The sequence below is a fragment of the Chryseobacterium lactis genome (assembly GCF_003815875.1).
GTDB lineage: Bacteria > Bacteroidota > Bacteroidia > Flavobacteriales > Weeksellaceae > Chryseobacterium > Chryseobacterium lactis.
Map to the genome: position 1 here is coordinate 413,297 of NZ_CP033924.1, position 18,284 is coordinate 431,580.

At 35.6% G+C, this 18,284-nt stretch carries 15 protein-coding genes; 8 read left to right on the forward strand and 7 right to left on the reverse strand.

Annotated elements, in window-relative coordinates:
- Positions 1–561: 561 nt before the first annotated feature.
- Positions 562–1,146, forward strand: a complete 585-nt coding sequence (locus EG342_RS01760; protein WP_103291990.1) for a ribonuclease HII — start codon at positions 562–564, stop codon at positions 1,144–1,146.
- 96 nt (positions 1,147–1,242) lie between these two features.
- Here the strand turns inward: EG342_RS01760 and yidC are convergent, their stop codons facing one another.
- The 3 genes from yidC to EG342_RS01775 form a co-directional block, all read right to left on the reverse strand.
- Positions 1,243–3,042 carry a membrane protein insertase YidC gene (yidC, locus tag EG342_RS01765; RefSeq protein WP_103291989.1) on the reverse strand — a complete coding sequence of 600 codons (1,800 nt, stop codon included), beginning with the start codon at positions 3,040–3,042 and terminating at the stop codon, positions 1,243–1,245.
- 203 nt (positions 3,043–3,245) lie between these two features.
- Positions 3,246–4,853: a CTP synthase gene (locus EG342_RS01770; protein ID WP_103291988.1), complete on the reverse strand. Its 1,608-nt coding sequence runs from the start codon at positions 4,851–4,853 to the stop codon at positions 3,246–3,248.
- 221 nt (positions 4,854–5,074) lie between these two features.
- Positions 5,075–5,644 (reverse strand): YceI family protein, encoded by a 570-nt coding sequence (locus EG342_RS01775; RefSeq protein ID WP_103291987.1) that lies wholly within the window; start codon positions 5,642–5,644, stop codon positions 5,075–5,077.
- A gap of 139 nt (positions 5,645–5,783) precedes the next feature.
- Here EG342_RS01775 and radA point away from each other — a divergent pair, with 139 nt between their 5' ends.
- Positions 5,784–7,133 (forward strand): DNA repair protein RadA, encoded by a 1,350-nt coding sequence (radA, locus tag EG342_RS01780; RefSeq protein WP_103291986.1) that lies wholly within the window; start codon positions 5,784–5,786, stop codon positions 7,131–7,133.
- A gap of 265 nt (positions 7,134–7,398) precedes the next feature.
- Positions 7,399–7,992 carry an acyl carrier protein phosphodiesterase gene (locus tag EG342_RS01785; protein WP_103291985.1) on the forward strand — a complete coding sequence of 198 codons (594 nt, stop codon included), beginning with the start codon at positions 7,399–7,401 and terminating at the stop codon, positions 7,990–7,992.
- Between the two features lie 138 nt (positions 7,993–8,130).
- Here the strand turns inward: EG342_RS01785 and EG342_RS01790 are convergent, their stop codons facing one another.
- Both EG342_RS01790 and EG342_RS01795 read right to left on the reverse strand, forming a co-directional pair.
- Complete coding sequence (locus EG342_RS01790; protein ID WP_103291984.1) at positions 8,131–8,943, reverse strand: hypothetical protein; 813 nt, start codon at positions 8,941–8,943, stop codon at positions 8,131–8,133.
- 345 nt (positions 8,944–9,288) lie between these two features.
- Complete coding sequence (locus tag EG342_RS01795) at positions 9,289–9,789, reverse strand: DUF6702 family protein (RefSeq protein WP_103291983.1); 501 nt, start codon at positions 9,787–9,789, stop codon at positions 9,289–9,291.
- A gap of 73 nt (positions 9,790–9,862) precedes the next feature.
- Between EG342_RS01795 and EG342_RS01800 the strand changes: the two genes are divergently transcribed.
- Both EG342_RS01800 and EG342_RS01805 read left to right on the forward strand, forming a co-directional pair.
- A complete protein-coding gene (locus EG342_RS01800) occupies positions 9,863–10,441 on the forward strand; it encodes a HupE/UreJ family protein (protein ID WP_103291982.1) in 579 nt (192 codons plus the stop codon).
- Positions 10,442–10,508: 67 nt separating this feature from the next.
- Entirely contained in the window at positions 10,509–12,896 is a 2,388-nt protein-coding gene (locus EG342_RS01805) for a M1 family metallopeptidase (RefSeq protein ID WP_103291981.1), read from the forward strand.
- Between the two features lie 85 nt (positions 12,897–12,981).
- Here EG342_RS01805 and EG342_RS01810 read toward each other — a convergent pair whose 3' ends face one another.
- Positions 12,982–13,674, reverse strand: a complete 693-nt coding sequence (locus tag EG342_RS01810; protein ID WP_103291980.1) for a LytR/AlgR family response regulator transcription factor — start codon at positions 13,672–13,674, stop codon at positions 12,982–12,984.
- Positions 13,667–14,635, reverse strand: a complete 969-nt coding sequence (locus EG342_RS01815) for a sensor histidine kinase (protein WP_246008719.1) — start codon at positions 14,633–14,635, stop codon at positions 13,667–13,669. The genes EG342_RS01810 and EG342_RS01815 overlap by 8 nt, the downstream gene beginning before the upstream one ends.
- 295 nt (positions 14,636–14,930) lie before the next feature.
- Here EG342_RS01815 and EG342_RS01820 point away from each other — a divergent pair, with 295 nt between their 5' ends.
- From EG342_RS01820 to EG342_RS01830, 3 genes are all read left to right on the forward strand, one after another.
- Positions 14,931–15,617: a DUF2490 domain-containing protein gene (locus EG342_RS01820; RefSeq protein WP_103291979.1), complete on the forward strand. Its 687-nt coding sequence runs from the start codon at positions 14,931–14,933 to the stop codon at positions 15,615–15,617.
- Positions 15,517–16,929, forward strand: coding sequence for a CitMHS family transporter (locus tag EG342_RS01825; RefSeq protein WP_317126836.1), 1,413 nt, complete (start codon positions 15,517–15,519; stop codon positions 16,927–16,929). Before EG342_RS01820 ends, EG342_RS01825 begins: the two co-directional genes overlap by 101 nt.
- A 106-nt stretch (positions 16,930–17,035) precedes the next feature.
- On the forward strand, positions 17,036–18,238 hold the full coding sequence (locus EG342_RS01830) for a dicarboxylate/amino acid:cation symporter (RefSeq protein WP_103291977.1): 1,203 nt from the start codon (positions 17,036–17,038) through the stop codon (positions 18,236–18,238).
- Positions 18,239–18,284 lie beyond the last annotated feature (46 nt).

Sequence of the window (18,284 nt, forward strand, 5' to 3'; positions counted from 1 at the left end):
ACATAAACCAGTAATATGATTAAAAAAATTAACATTTTAAGTTAAAGTTGATGTTTTTAACAAAAACAAGAAAATTTAATTGATATTTTTTTTAATAATTATCAATAAGATCAATCAAGCCATCAAACACGAAGAAAATTAAAAAACAAAACACTTAAATAACTGAATATAAGCTATTTAAAAATCAAAAAAGATAAAAAACACAATCTTAATTTAAAAATATAGAATGGTATGCATATATTTTATTTTCACCAGAAAGAGAAAAAAAATCTACAAATCGTCGTCAAAACAAAATAATTACAACATTAAAATTAAAAAAATAGGAATACTATAACACAATAAAAACATTCATATCAATACTTAAAAATATACTTAATTTTAACAAAATAATATAAAAGAAACAAGGCACAAACAACCATTAAAAACGCAAAAATATACACTATAAAACAAGAATTAACAAGATAAAAATTGATTTCATTAGTCGTTTCACAAATGAATTAAAACAGACCATTAATCAATTTGTTTTTTCTAATTTTACAGCTCTTATTTTCGAATACAAGAATGGAATTATTACAAAAATGGACGGATACTTACATCGAAGCAGGATGTGATGAAGTAGGCAGAGGTTGCTTAAGCGGGCCGGTTGTTGCAGCTGCAGTTATTTTAGATGAAAGCTTTAAACAAAACCTTGTGAATGATTCAAAAAAGCTAACGTTTAAGACCCGAATGGAACTCGACAGCTACATAAAGGATAATGTCAAAAATTATGCAATCGCAGAGCTGCCACCTTCATTTATTGATGAACATAACATTCTTAACGCAAGCATTCATGCGATGCATCGCGCTCTTGACCAGCTCACTATCATCCCTGAACTTATTTTAGTGGATGGGAATAAGTTTCATCCTTATAATTATATTCCTCATCAATGTATTATCAAGGGAGACTCAAAGGTATTGTCTATTGCCGCCGCCTCTATTCTTGCCAAAAACTACAGAGATAAATTGATGATAGAGTTGCATGAAGAATTCCCAGAATATGGCTGGGATACGAATTTCGGGTATGCCACTAAAAAACATCAGGAAGCCTTGATCAAGCACGGACCTACGATATATCACAGACAATCTTTCAGACTTAAATACGATTAGTATCCTTGACAAAGTTTAAAACCTTGGCAAGGATAAGCCACCATATAAAAAAAGAGAAGCAATATTTGCTTCTCTTTTTTTATATGGTGATATAGATTATTTCTTTTTATTTTTAATCTGCTCCTGAGTCTTTTGTTGCTCCTGAGCTTTCTCCATCATTTCTCTCATTCTCTTTTGGAATTTACCTTCTGTTTTTGGTTTTTCCTTGTTGGCCTGAATCTGAGCATGAATCTTCTTCTCATCCAGAATCACATATTTAATAACAAGGATAATCAAAATGTTAATTGCATTCGATACAAAATAATACCATGAAAGACCCGATGCTGAAGTATTCAGGAAGAATAAGAATGTAATAGGGAAAATATACATCAATACTTTCATATTTGGCATTCCCTCCTGTTGTGGCTGCTGCATATTTCCCGAAGTCATTACCGTATAAATTAAAATAACTACGGTACATGCTAATGCAAAAATACTTAAGTGGTCTCCCAAGAATGGAACTTTAAATGGAAGCTTGATAATATCATCATATGCTGTCAGGTCTTTTGCAAACCAGAATCCCTGTCCTCTCAAATCAATAAAGTTCGGGAAGAAACGGAATAATGCATAGAAGATAGGAATCTGAACTAACGCCGGTAAACATCCCGCCATCTGATTCACTCCGGCTTTACGGTAGACCTCCATCGTAGCTTGCTGCTTTTTCATTGGATCAGCATCTTTCAGCTTAGCATTTACCTCATCAATTTCCGGACGAATCACCTTCATCATTGCACTTAGCTTATGCTGTTTGTACATGATTGGTGATAAGATCAGTTTCACGATAATCGTTAATAAGAAAATAGCCCAACCTGCAGTTAACCCCCAAGATGCAATGAAATTATACATTGGAATGAAGAAACCACGGTTCATCCATCCGATGAAAGACCATCCTAATGGTAGAATTTCATCAAAATTCTTATCATATGATTTAAGCAATGGCAAATCCAATGGCATAAAATACCACGTGAAGTCCTGATTAAGCTCGCTTCCTGTCATCTGCACAAAACCTTCATAATTGAATTTCTTCAAATATTCTCCTTCTTCAACAGACTCCTGATTTCCTTTACTCTGAGTAAATCCGTTCTTAGCTTCGATTACAGAAGTAAAAAACTGTTGCTTCACTCCAATCCAGTTAAGCGTCTCTTTTTCTTCATCCATCGTCGTTCTTCCATCATAATCATAATCTTTATAATTATTGAATGCGTATGAGAATTCTGAGTGAGACTGCTCCTGAGCTCTACCTTTCTCAAGGTTTCTTACGTTATAATCCCAGATAAAATCGGCTTTATTATCAGCAGTAACTTTAGAAAGCCCTTGTGTTCTTACTTTAAAATCTACAGTATATTTTGGAAGTAATGTATAGATAAACTGGATCACAGCTCCGTTATAATCAGCGGTAAGAGTTACAGCATTTCCATTAACAGTTGGAGTAAAAACTAAATTTTTAGTATTAATAACTTTACCTGTTTTGTCTTTAAACTGGAAACCGTAGTTTGAATTGTTTTTGTTGATCAGATAAAGAGGTTGATCTGCATTATCTGTTTTATGGTTGTATGATTTATACTTTACGAGTTCAACTTTTGAAACCTGTCCTCCTAGGCTTGAAAATTCCAATTTCAATTCATTATTTCCCAGACTGGCTGTCTGAATAGCATTCGGAGTTACATTTGGATTGATATTGGTTACCTGAGTTTGTTTTACAGCGTTTTTCACCTGTTCAGTTTTCTGCTGTTGCGCTTTCAACTGCTCTTCTTTAGCCTGTTTGTTCTGGAAATAGAACATAAAACCAAAGAGAACCAGGCATAAAACCGCGAAACTAATCATTTGCTTCTTATCGATTCCGTTGTTTTGTTGCATTTTATTTTTGTTATAATTAAAATTCCCTATTTCAATTTACTACCAAAGTATAATAAGACTTATAAATTTGCAGCAATTTTGAGCTGACAAAAATACTGTTTTTTTATCAAATCTTTATACTATAATACGTTAGTATATAATAAACTCAAGCTGAGAATAATCAGCCTGAGTTTATATGTAGACGTTTATGATAAATATTTACCTTATTTCTTTTCGCAAGCTTTGATGAAAGCTCTGAATAAAGGGTGTGGTGTAGCCACCGTACTCTTATATTCCGGGTGATACTGTACCCCGACATAGAATGGGTGATCAGGCATTTCAAGCGCCTCTACCAAACCTGTTTCCGGGTTTGTACCGGTAGCAAGGAAACCATTCTTTTCAAATTCCTGAAGATATTCACTGTTGAATTCATAACGGTGACGGTGTCTTTCAGAAATATTTTTATTTCCATAGATATCAAATAATTTCGAACCGTTTTTCAAAGCACATTTCCATGCACCAAGACGCATCGTTCCTCCTTTATCTACTACATTCTTCTGCTCTTCCATTATTGAAATTACAGGATCCGGAGTAGCAGTATCAAATTCCATTGAGTTCGCTTTTGTATGTCCAAGAACATTTCTTGCAAATTCAATCGTCATGATCTGCATTCCTAAGCAGATACCCAACATTGGAATTTTGTTTTCTCTTGCATATTTTGCGGTAAGCACCTTTCCTTCAATTCCTCTGTCACCGAAGCCCGGTGCTACAAGAATACCGTTTACTCCTTTCAGTTGATCTTTGATAGTATCTTCAGTGATATCTCCACTGTATACCCATCTCACTTTTACTTCAGTTTCAAGATCTGCTCCTGCATGCTTGAATGCTTCAGCAATAGAGATATAAGAATCCTGAAGAGAAATATATTTTCCTACCAGAGCAATTTCAACCGTCTTTTTAGGGTTCTGGAATTTCTTAAGGAAGTTCTTCCAGTCCTTAAGATCAGCTGTTTTATCACTTTTCAGATCCAGCTCTTTCAAGACTACATCATCAAAGTTTTGCTTCTGAAGGTACATTGGAACTTCGTAAATCGTTTCCAAATCTTTACATTCGATAACGTTATCTAAAGGTACGTTACAGAACTGAGCCAGTTTTGCTCTCTGATCTTTTGGAATTTTATGCTCTGTTCTGCAAACCAGGACATCTGCCATGATTCCGCTTTCCATCAACTGACGTACAGAGTGTTGTGATGGTTTTGTTTTTAATTCTCCACTTGAAGCCAGATATGGCAACAATGTAAGGTGGATTACCATAGAATTGCTTTCTCCCAGTTCCCATTTCAACTGACGAACAGTTTCAATGTATGGTAAAGATTCAATATCTCCTACCGTTCCTCCGATCTCAGTAATGATGATATCGTAGTTCTGTTTTGAAAGGATTTTAATTCTACGTTTAATTTCGTTCGTGATATGAGGAATTACCTGAACTGTTTTTCCAAGGAAGTCTCCTTTTCTTTCTTTTTCAATTACAGTCTGGTAGATTTTTCCTGTAGTAACGTTGTTGTTTTGGGATGTAGGAGCATCAAGGTAACGCTCGTAGTGGCCTAAATCCAGATCCGTCTCCGCACCATCTTCAGTCACATAGCACTCTCCGTGCTCATAAGGATTCAATGTTCCCGGGTCGATATTGATATAAGGATCAAGTTTTTGGATGGTTACGTTAAAACCGCGTGATTTTAGCAATAGCCCCAGAGAAGCAGACACGATTCCTTTTCCCAAAGATGAAGTTACACCTCCTGTCACAAAGATGTACTTTGTATTCTTTTTACTCATTAGATTAGGTTTGTGCAAAGTTAGGGGAAAAAGAAATACAAAGCAATCTTTTAGATTTTGAAAATAAGAAAACAACCTTCAAACAACTATTAAACCTGAATTTTTTTTATCCATTTTTTAAATAGGTAATTAAAAGTAGTATTCCTTTGACTTTAATTCCATCAAGCAAAAAAAGGTTTTCCATGAGATTGGAAAACCTTTTTAAAACAAAATATAAAAATTTATTTTTTAACCAATTCAAGATATACGCTAAGTTCAGCATCTTTTGCAATTCCTGCTCCTGAAGGATCGTAATCAATTTTATAATCTAAACGGTTAATATTGAATTTTGCCTGTAGTCCCATTACTTCTTTACCGCTTTTATTTTTAGTGATTCCACCAAATGTTACCGGTATACTTACATCATTTGTATTTCCTTTAATCGTTAATTTACCTTTAAATGTATAAGAGCCTTCCTTATCTTTTGTTACGGAAGTGCTTTCAAACAAGATTTCGGGATATCTTCCCACAGCGAAAAACTCATCACTTCTAAGGTGCTGATCTCTCATTTCCACGTTGGTATTAATGGATTCGGCAAGGATCGCTATATTGAACGTTGCATTATCAAGATTAGCACCTTTCGTTACTACTTTTCCATTAAACTTATCAAATCTGCCCTGAACGAAACTGATTCCCATATGTTTAATATTGAAGTTTACAGAAGAGTGCATCGGATCGATTTCCCAATTATTCTGTGCAAAGCTCATCATACTGAACAATACAAATACGAAGGATAAAAAGACTTTTTTCATTGTAATTATATTTTACATTAATATTTTGATTTAAACAAAGCTAATTTATGAAAGATATTTCTAACATGGTTTATGTATAATTTAAATATTAGATCAAGTTAAATTTCGGAAGAAAAATGCTTTTTTATAACTTCGCGGTATGGCAAAACTGAAAACAGCATATTTCTGTCAAAACTGCGGCTCCCAATATTCTCAATGGATGGGGCAATGTAAAAATTGTGGACAATGGAATACTTTAGTGGAAGAAGTTGTTGAAAAGACTTCCCATAAAACACCTCCTTTTTCAAAAAACAAACAACACGTCATCAATATCGTTGAAGTGGAAACCAGCGAGGAGCCGAGAATAAAAACACCTTCTGAGGAGCTTAACCGCGTTCTGGGTGGCGGAATCGTTTTAGGCTCCGTTACATTAATTGGTGGGGAACCCGGAATCGGAAAATCAACTCTTTTGCTTCAGCTTGCCCTAAAGATGAAGAAGAAAATCTTCTATGTCTCCGGGGAAGAAAGTGCCTCTCAGATTAAGATGAGAGCCGACAGGCTTACCGATATCCAAAACCCAAACTGTTTTCTGTTTACTGAAACATCACTGGAAAAGATCCTTCATGAGGCTAAAAAGCTCGAACCGGATTTTATGATCATCGACTCTATTCAAACTCTTCAGTCTCAACTGATCGAGAGTTCTCCGGGAACCGTTTCTCAGATACGGGAGTGTTCCAATGAGATCATCAAGTATGCTAAAGAGAATAATACCCCGGTATTTCTAGTTGGCCATATCACAAAAGATGGTCAAATTGCCGGACCAAAGGTATTGGAGCACATGGTAGACGTCGTTTTAAATTTCGATGGAGACAGGAATCATCTTTTCAGATTATTGAGAGCAAATAAAAACCGTTTTGGTTCCACTGCCGAGATTGGAATTTATGAAATGGTTTCTCAAGGTTTAAAAGAAATAAAAAATCCGTCTGAGATTCTGATCACCAAAAAATTTGAGGAATTATCCGGAAATTCTGTGGCGGTAACCCTGGAAGGAAACCGACCTATGCTTCTGGAAATTCAGGCTTTGGTAAGCACAGCTGTTTATGGTACTCCACAAAGAAGTTGTACAGGATTTGATTCCAAAAGACTGAATATGCTTCTTGCTGTTTTGGAAAAAAGAGCCGGATTTCAATTAGGAGCAAAAGACGTATTCTTAAATATTACAGGTGGAATAAAAACAGATGATCCAGCACTGGATCTGGCTGTCATAGCCTCTGTTCTGTCCTCCAACGAAGATATTGCCATATCTGAACATTACTGCTTTGCCGGTGAAATTGGATTAAGCGGGGAAATCCGACCGGTAGCACAAATCGAACAAAGAATTACAGAAGCCGAAAAACTCGGCTATGAAAAGATATTTGTGTCTAATCTTAATAAAATACCCAAAAGAAAATTCGGAATCAAGATTGAAGAAGTGAGTAAGATTGAAGATTTTCATGAGAGACTTTTTTGATGATTGATAGTTGATAGTTGATAGTTGATAGTTGATAGTTGAAAAATAATGTTTTATTTTTTAAGTTTTGGCTAAAGCCAAATGGAATTATTTGTTTATTTCATTTGTTTGGCTGGGCTAAAGCCCAGCCCTATTGATGGAGCCAAGCCAATTTTGAGATTTAGGACAAGATCTTTTATCTTTTATCTTTTATCTTTTATCTTTTATCTTTTATCTTTTATCTTTTATCTTTTATCTTTTATCTTTTAATTCATACCTTTAATTTATGAATTACCTGGCGCATTCTTTTCTTTCTTTTACCGACGGGCAGATCGTGGGACAGTTTCTCGAAGACTTTATTCGTAACAGAGATCGTTTTACATTTCCGAAAGATATCCAGGACGGGATTACCATGCATAGAGCCATAGATACTTTTACAGATTCCCACCCTGCTATCCACGAAGCTAAAAAAGTTTTCGCTCCTTTGGTAAGGCTATATGCGGGTGCTTTTGTAGATGTTTCTATGGATTATTTTGTGGCGAATGATCTCTCCCTGAACTCTCCTGCAGCATGGAAAGCCCATTCACTTCGTGCCTATAGAGTATTGAATGCTCACGAACAATGGCTTCCTGAAAATTTTAAAAGAATGCTGATAAAAATGGAACAGGATGACTGGCTTTATAACTACCGCGAAGATTGGGGCATTAAATTCAGCATTCAGAATGTTCTTAATAAAGCAAAATATCTGGATAAAGATATTCCTGTATTTGAAGCTTTTTTAGACCATAAGACTGAACTTCAGAAATGTTATGATGATTTCTTTCCTGATCTGCTGGCTCATGCTAAAGGAATAAATACCTTGCTGCAACTGGAAAATTAATCTGTAAAAATAAAAACACCTGCATTAAGCAAGTGTTTACGTATTTGTGTTGTTAGAATTTTCACCTTACATATAGGCAGGTAATGGGAACTTTTACCTTCGTAGCCTGAATCTTTCATTAAAGAATTAATCTCCGGTTTAATCTCCTATTCGGAAAACCAATAACTGGGTAGAATTGGCAGCCAAACTCATTCCTGTACCACTACAATTACCCGACTGTCCTCTTCCTAACTGAATTTGCCAGGCTCTGTTAAGCGGAATTGTGGTAGCATAGGTAACGGTACCTCCATGATTGGATAAAGCACCTTCAGAGTGAGCTGCCGTATTGTGGATTCTTGTTGTTGTAGCATCGAGGGGAAAATCTACAAAATAAGAACTGATTGTACATCCGGTATTATTATGAGTAGCTTCATATACTACGGTCATCTGATAAGTTCCTGCAGGAAAAGTAATTGTACTCGTTCCGGCATTATAAGTTAAACCGGGAATTGAGTTTTTCACAACAGACATCGGAACTACCTGTGAACCACCCGCTCCCACTCCATTTAAAAAATTGGCCTGTGCTGTTTCCAGTCGGAATACCGCAGGATTGGGGATAGACAAAGCGCCCAATGTACCTATTGTCTTCACGACACCCGTAGCATCCAAAACCATTAATGGATCTGTAGTAGTATTTCCGGCTGTGGTTCCCTGTAATCGCAAGGGGTCGGTCCCATTGACATGAAGTTTGTTGGTAGGAACTGTAATTCCGATTCCCATATTCCCTGCTGCTGTAACAGCAACATCATTGGCTTGTTGAGTCGCATTAGGCGCTCCGGTAGCGGGATTATCTTTTGCTCCATCAATATTAAAGACACCTTGTGGGTTTGGCGTTCCTACCCCAACCTGCGCAAAAGAGGAAAAGCCTAGCATAAGCACTGCTATTGCAGAATAGTAATGTTTCATTTTCATAATATGATTGATTTGATTCGGTTACTTAAAACTATTCAGACTTACTTTATAATTTTTTTCATCAATAAATTATTAAATCAACACAAAATTCATTCAACATATTTTAAACAAATATAAAAAATAAACGTAATAATCAAATTAATAATACAACAATTAACATTAAATAATATTAATAAATTAAAAATAAAAAGCAATAAATGTGTTTTAGTTAAAACAATTTACATGAAAATTTTACGAAATAACAATAATACAAAATTAATCCATTAAAAGTGAATTAAAATCAGACAATTTCACTCCACTTCAATAAAAGCAGCATCACTTACTATTATTTAATTCTCTTTTCTGTTAAAATTGTTTGTATAGATAACGATTAGGATAGGTTAATTTTTCACTTTTCCGATCACCATTGACAATGATATGCACAATATTAATCTGATCATCAAATAAATTATAGAGAAAACTTACTGCGGTCTCTACTTTTTTGGGATTGGCCACAGGCTCTGATTCCAGGAAAACATTGACTGATTCTTCATCTTCTTCGTAACCAATATAGTTAACCTTCAAAAATTTATTGTCAGTTTTTAATTTAAAATATTCCGAACAATATTTTTGTAAAGCTTCGTTGAGCCGGGCTTTATATTTTTCATCATTAAAATGAAAAGATCCACCATATTTTTTACCTAACCCATTTTCCAGATCATCAAGGAAAAACCTCCCTGTAACTTCAAAAGTTTTAGATTTTGAGTTATAATTAATTTCTACGGAACCCACATGATATGGATGCTTCATTGTCGTGAACGACATTAAAACAACAACAGGAATTAAAAGCATCCAAAAATTCTTCATAAACCCTAACATAGAAATAAAATTTGTCCAAAATTAATCATTATTTTCGTACGCATTATATTTTTACGCTATGATGCAGGATTTTCTTTTTTATTTAAACCTGGGTTGGGAGCATATTATTTCCCTTGATGCCCTGGATCATCAATTGTTTGTACTCGTATTAATTGCTGTTTACTCGTACAGTGACTGGAAAAAAATTCTGATCCTTGTTACAGCATTTACAATCGGGCACTCTATTACCTTAGCTCTTAGTATTCTTGATATTTTCCGGGTTTCTTCTGATTGGGTGGAATTTTTAATTCCATTGACTATCGTGGTGACTTCATTGGATAATATCATTATGAAAAATCAAAAACAAACCCTGATGCGGGCCAATTATTATCTCGCGCTTATCTTTGGGCTCGTTCATGGGATGGGATTTGCCAATACGGCAAGAGTGATGATTGCAAAAAGCCAAAGTATTGCTGTTCCCTTATTAGGCTTTAATATCGGGCTGGAATTGGGACAAATTGTTATTGTTCTCGCGATTCTGGCAGTGCTGTTTATTTTGCTCAATATTTTCAAGGTTAATAAAAAGGATTGGGTGCTTTTTGTCTCTTCCGGAGTATTTGCTTTATCCTTAAAAATGACTTTGGAAAGAATTCCTTTCTAAATGTGAAATATTTTCATTATTTCAACCGCTTATTATTATCTTTGACAATTATTAAATCATTTCGGTTATGAAACTAAAAGTTGTTACACTTTCGCTTTCTGTATTGACCTGTACAGGTTTCACCGCACAAAATATTCAGAATAATCCTGGCAGCAATCATGGAAATAAGTTTGAGCAGCTGGGAAGCATTCTTCCAACACCCAATATTTACAGAACTGCTTCAGGAGCTCCGGGACACGGATACTGGCAAAACAGAGCAGATTATACTATTTCTGCCTATCTTGATGAAGACAAAAGAAATCTGAAAGGTTCTGAAACGATAACTTATCACAACAATTCTCCGGACGAACTGGATTATATCTGGCTTCAGCTGGATGAGAATGAGCATTCAAACGTAAGAAATGCAGGGTATGAAAATTCTTCTGTACTACGTCCGTCTGTGAATGATCAGCAACTCAAAGTTACAGAGCTTCCGGCAAAAGATAACGGATATGGTGTAAGTCTTGAAAAAGTAACTGATGCTTCGGAAACTCCCCTAAAGTATACAGTGAATAAAACCATGATGCGCATTGATCTTCCGAAGGCTTTAAAGAAGGGAGAAAAATTTATATTCAAAGTAGACTGGAATTATAATATTTCCAACAGAATAAAAATGGGTGGCCGTGGCGGCTATGAAAATTTCCCGGAAGATGGCAATGATTTGTACACGATGACTCAATGGTATCCGAGAATGTGTGTCTACAGTGATTTTCAGGGCTGGCAAAATCATCAGTTTACCGGAAGGGGTGAGTTTGCGCTGGTTTTCGGAGATTTTAAAGTTTCCATGAATGTACCTGCTGATCACATTGTAGGAGGTACAGGTGAATGTAAAAACTATGATCAGGTATTAACTTCAGATCAGCTTTCAAGATATAAAAAAGCAGAAAGTGCTGCTGAACCTATAGAAATCGTCACTTTAGATGACGCGAAAAAAGCGGAGAAAAACCATTCCAAGCAAAGAAAAACATGGGTTTTTGAAGCCAATAATGTAAGAGATTTTGCGTGGACTTCTTCCAGAAAATTTGTCTGGGACGGAATGCGTGTCACGATTCCTGAAAACAACAATAAAGTAATGGCAATGAGCTTTTATCCTAAGGAATCTTATGGACTTTACAGAAAGTTTTCCACAAGAGCCGTTGCACATACCATTAAAACATATTCGGAATTTACAATTCCTTATCCATATCCTGTAGCACAATCTGTAGAAGCAGCCAACGGAATGGAATATCCGATGATCTGTTTCAACTTCGGAAGAACAGAAAAAGACGGAACTTATTCCGAAGCCACCAAAAACGGAATGATCGGTGTTGTAATTCATGAGGTAGGCCACAACTTTTTCCCGATGATCATCAATTCAGATGAAAGACAATGGGCATGGATGGATGAAGGGTTAAATACTTTCACCGAATATCTTACCGAAGAAAAATGGGACAATAAATTCCCTTCTAAAAGAGGACCGGCATGGACTATCGTAGATTATATGAAACTCCCGAAAGACCAGCTGGAACCGATTATGAGTAATTCTGAAAATATTGTTCAGTACGGCCCGAATGCTTATTCAAAACCTGCAACAGGTCTGAATATCCTTCGTGAAACCATCATGGGAAGAGAACTTTTTGATAAAGCATTTAAAACATATGCTAAAAGATGGGCTTTCAAACATCCTGAACCTGCGGATCTTTTCCGTACTATGGAAGATGCCAGTGGCGAAGACCTGGATTGGTTCTGGAGAGGTTGGTTCTACGGAACAGATCCTGTGGATATTGCCATCGATAAAGTAACAGTAGCCACTCCCAATCTGGAAACCAATCCGAAAGCAGCAGCTGAAATGAAATATCAGGTAGAAAAGCCTTTAGTAAGCAGTTTTGAAGATATTTCAAAAATCAGAAACAGAGAGGATAAAAATATTACCTTCTACGTTGATAAAGATAAAGAGGCTCAGGACTTCTACTACCGATATGACAGAGGCCAGGAAAAAGTAGATCCGAATAAAGAATATTCGCTTAAAACTGAGGCAACTCTTCCTTTAGAAGCAAAGGATAAAGAGAAGTTTAAAAATATTACCGCTTATCAGATAGACTTTACCAATAAGGGAGGTCTGGTAATGCCTATTATTCTTGAATTCACTTTTGCAGACGGTTCAAAATTATATGACAAATCATCTGCACAAATCTGGAGACTCAATGAACAAAAGGTTTCCAAGACCTATTATTTTGATAAAAAATTAACCTCTATTCAGCTTGATCCAATGAGAGAAACAGCGGATATTGATACCTCTAATAACTTCTGGAGCAATGCAGGAGGTAATGCGGAAGTTTCAAAATTCCAGTTATTCAAGCAAAAACAGGAGGCAGGGTCTGTTCGAGGAGGTGCTAATGGGAAAGTAAACCCGATGCAGGCAGGAGGAAAAAGCTAAAAAATTCTTTGACGAATATAAAAATACTTGTCAATACAATTAACTTTAAAGTTCACTTTTCACTAAGTGGACTTTTTTGTTTTTATTATCCCAAATACTCTTTTACTAATTTTTTATAAGTTCTGCCTAGTGGAAGCTGCTCTCCCCCATTCAAATATACATGGCCAACATCATAAGACTTGATATGGGATGATAAAACGATGTATGATTTATGAATTCTGATAAATCCGAAACTCTGAAATTTTTCTTCAAAATTGGACATTCTTTCCAGGATCATATATTTTTTTAATGGGGTAATTAGCGTGATGTATTCTCCAAATCCTTGTATCCACAAAATATCTTTCAGAAATACCTTGTTCATCACATAATTGGATTTAAACATGATATAATCTTCCTGCTGAGGAGCAGAATTTTTAAATTGCAAAAAATCCTTAGCCTTATAAACTGCTTTTTTAAAGGTATCAAAATCCACAGGTTTAACCAGATAATGAACGACATCCAATTCAAAAGCTTTTACGGCGTATTTGGACTCCAGCGTGAGAAAAATACATAAGGGTTTTTCGGGAAGCTGCTGTAAAAGCTCTACTCCGTTTATTCCGGGCATATTGATATCGAAGATGACCAGATCTACTTTATTTTCCTTCAGAAATTCCAGGGCTTTCTTTGGATCCTGAAATGATTCCAGCAGTTCTACCCCTTCAATCCGGCTGCAATATTGTCTGACCAGCTGTAATGCGGGATATTCATCATCAACATTTACGACGGTCAGATTAGCCATGTATTTTAATTTTTAAAAACATTTTATATTGATTATTTTCTTGAGGTTCTGAAATAAAATCAAACCTTCCCGAATAATATTTTTCTAATATATGAATAACCGCATCATTTCCCAATCCTTTATAATTTGTTTCGGCAGAATATTCCCGATTTTGGGCTACAGAGTTCACAATTTCAAAAAATAAATCTGAATTTTTAATGGTACAGGATAATTTGATAAAACTATTTTCCTCTATTCCAATAGCAGAATGTTTTAAAGCATTTTCAAACAAAGTAAGAAAAACAGAAGGCGGAATTTCAACAATATCAAACTCATCCTGATCTTCTATATTAAAAACGATATCAAGCTGATCATTATATTTTAACTGATATAAGGCAGCCAGGGCTTTTAAAGAAGAAAATTCCTGGGTAAGACTAATCTTGTCCTTTCCGCTATCATAAATAATATACTGCAAAAGTTTACTCAGCTGCAAAATAGAATCTGATGTTTTCTCTGAATGGGTAAAGCTGTTGGCATACATATTATTGAGGGTGTTCAATAGAAAATGCGGATTGAGCTTAGATTTTAACAGGTCAAGATAAAGCTGTTCTTTTTCCTCGCCGAGGTCGATGACATCCTGCTCTATTAAAAATTTATCTTTGGTAATCCCCAAAAAAGAGGCCACAAGAATCACAATTCCCTGAGAAATATAAATATTATAAAGAAAACTGACATGAAATCCTTTGGGAGTAAAATTCATTTCAAAAACTGCCGGTTCCCAAAGAATTCTAAAAAGACTGGAAACCAAAAAACAGATTAAAGCATATAATATAAACTCAGGATATTTATTGGATAAATAAAAATAGGGAACGAGATAATAATAGACGAGATAATAAATTCCGATATTGAAAAATACGTTCAAAATAATACTCCAGATCAGCTCAAAGGAATCAAGGAAGTAATTTTCGGTAAAATAAGTCATCAAAATGAAGACTAAAAAGAAAAAAACGTGCTGAAACCTCAATAAAAACTTCCAGCGGTATTTCATCAGGCTTTCAAGAATTTTACCACTAAATAAAACCCTGATAATCAATAATATAATAATAAAATTTATGATTAAAAACATATTGTAAGCCGTATTTTGGGCCTCATCAAATATAATATCTTTTTATCTCAAAATGCAGTTCGTTGATAAAAACTGTCATTGATTGAAAAATTCAAAAGCCGCTTCTTCTAATAAATATATTTGAAACATTCCAATGTTAATCAAATATTATATGAACCTTACCATAAAATTAATTCTCACTTTCTTATTAATTCTTATCAACAGTATTAACGTAAAAAGCCAAAGTATTGATAATTACAATATGTGGTATCAATACATTATGAACGCAAAGCTTACTAATAAAACTACGTTGACAGCTCTTTCCCAATACCGGTCATTTGATCTTGCTGCGGACGGAAGATTATTTCTCGTGAATGCCTACCTTGAATATCAGGTTGCTCCCGGAGTAGAACCCGGTGCCGGTGCCATGTTTCTCATATTGAATTCTTACAACTCCAAAAGAGAAAAAGTAACCCGCTATGAAACAAGACCTTTTCAACAGGTTACTCTGACAGGAAATATAGGAAGAACGCTGGTCAATCATCGTTTTCGGGTAGAAGAACGTTTCCTCAGTAATCCTGATGAATTTAAAGTACGATTGAGATATCTCCTTTCCATGAGAATTCCCTTTGGAAAACTGGGAAAATATTATGGGATTGTAAAAAATGAAATCCGTATCAATGCTACCAAAACAGATATATTCGACAGCAATCGTATCACGGCAGGGCTTGGGATAAAACTAAGCAAAGCTTCCGCTATTGAAGTCGCCTATATCAACCAGCTCGGCAATCAGAGAACCGACAATTACGCTTACGTCGGTTTCCGCAATACATTCGACTGGAGAAAAAAAGAACAATAATAACCTCACCTACATCTCTATACTTATGCTTACATTTCTTGGTTTCTTAATGATTTTCATTTTCATGATTCTCATCATGAACAAAAAGCTGACCCCACTCACCGCTTTGGTACTTGTTCCTGTTCTTATAGCCATAGTGGCTGGTTTCGGGCCTGATCTTGGTAAAATGATGAAAGAAGGTGTGAAAGAAATTGCACTTACCGGTGTCATGCTGATCTTTGCGATTTTATATTTCAGTTTGATGATTGATACCGGGCTTTTTGAGCCGCTGGTGAATGCCATTTTAAAAGCTGTAGGAGATAATCCTGTAAAAACAACGATTGGAACAGCTATTCTTACCACATTGGTTTCTCTGGATGGCGACGGCTCTTCCACCTACATCATTGTAGTAGCAGCAATGCTTCCGCTGTATAAAAGGCAGGGAATGAACCCGCTTGTATTGACCTGTATTATTATGCTGGCCGGTGGAATTATGAATATTTTACCTTGGGGCGGCCCCACAGCAAGAGTCATGAGTTCTTTGAAACTCGGCCATACGGAAATATTTGTCCCCATGATTCCTGTCATGTTAATCGGACTTGCCTGGGTGTTTTTGGTCGCTTATATTTTAGGAGTTAAAGAAAGAAAAAGAATCAATAAACACGGAAAATATACCCGATACAATCCACAGGATATTATAGGAGAAGCCGACCCGGCATTACGCCGTCCCAAATTGATTATCATCAATCTTCTCCTGACAATCGTTCTTTTAAGCGTAATGATTCTGGATATTATCCCTTTAGGAATTGCCTTTATGATTGCTTTTTGTATTGCTTCTGTGATTAATTATCCAAAGCTTAAAGATCAGCAAAAAATTATTTCAAAACATGCCGGAAATGCATTATCCGTAGCGGGAATGATCTTCGGAGCCGGTATCTTTACAGGAATTCTGAATGGTACCGGTATTATGCAGGCTATGGGAAACAGCATTATTAATATTATTCCACAAAGTTGGGGCGGCTATCTGAATATTATTACTGCTGTATTCAGTGTACCATTGACCTTTTTCCTTACGAATGATGCTTATTATTTTGGAATTTTACCGGTGATTACCGCCACGGGGCATCAGCTCGGGATTTCTCCTGATGTCTTGGGAAGAGCAAGCCTTGTTGGCCAGGCTTCGCATTTACTAAGTCCTTTGGTTCCTTCCACTTATTTGTTGGTATCATTAGCCGGTGTAGAATTTTCAGATCATTTAAAATTTACTTTAAAATGGGCAATCGGATCATCTATTGTAATGTTGCTGGGAGCTTTGATACTGCATATTATTTAAGAAAGGAAGCTGAAAGTCAGAAGAAAGAAATTTCTGAACCAGGAACTTTCATTTTCTATCACGAACTATTTATTAATTTTGTATCCTTATTGTATAAAAACAAGTGATGAATTCCTTATCCAAACAAAAAACGTTTACAGACTCATATCTGAGGAATCTTAGCCTGTATGTATTCACTGCTATTATCGGTGGAGCATTAACAGGTTATTATTTCCCTGAGATCGGCAGGCATCTGGAAAAGGTAAGTCACTATTTTTTTATGCTTCTGGAGGTGTTGATCGTTCCCGTTATTTTTATTGCCGTTACCTACGGAGTCAGCTATATTTTCAGTATTGAAAATGCTTTTAAAATCGTAGGACAAATGATCCTCTATTTTCTGATCATTACTTCCATAAGTATTGCCTTGGGAATTGGGTTTGGCTTTCTCTTAAAGCCGGGTGCCGATACGGGAATCTCCATGGCTGCGATCCATAAAGAAATTCCGCAGCGTTTTCTGACCAACACTACAAATCCTTTGTATGTTATCAATTATATCATTTTTATTTTCATATCCATTTCTGCCGGAGTGATTATTGGCCTGTCCAAAGGTAAAAACAGGCTGCTTCGTATTTTAGACGAGGGTAAAAATATTTTTTTTAAACTCATAAAATATGTATACATTTTTCTTCCGGTAGTTATTTTTTGTAATATTTCCTATGGAATTGCAGTCTATGGCATCAATACTCTACTTCCCTTAAGTAAAGTAGTGGCCACCGTATATCTTGCGTGTCTGGTTTTTATATTTGGAATATTAGGTCCATTAACTGCTTTTTTTAAAATCAATCTGTGGGATTTTTTAATCAGCATTAAAGAAGAAATTATCCTTGTAGTCGCTACTTCTTCTTCAAAAACAGCCTTTCCGATGATCTTTGAAAAAATGGAATCCCAGGGCTATGATCTGAAAATCCTCCGTTTTGTAATTCCTCTCGGATATAATTTTAATCTGGCTGGTGCTTGTATTTATCTTTCTATTTCATGCATTTTTCTGGTTCAGTTTTACAATCTTTCTCTTACAACGGCAGATTATTTCTGGCTTTTTATCATTATTTCCCTGGCTTCAAAAACAGCGTCAGGAGTTCCCGGATCAGGTTTTCTGGCTTTGATGTTTACGCTCAGTAGATTTGGAAAAATCCCTGTAACAGATCTGGCATTGCTGTATAGCGTAGATCGTTTTATGAATGAAGCAAGATCAGTTACCAATTTTATAGGGATTGCCATTTCAGCGGCCGTTATTTCCAAGGTTAATCAACGTCAGAAAAATATAATTTAAGAGCCTTAACGGTATGTGTAACTTTTTGAAAATCAGTACTACCTAT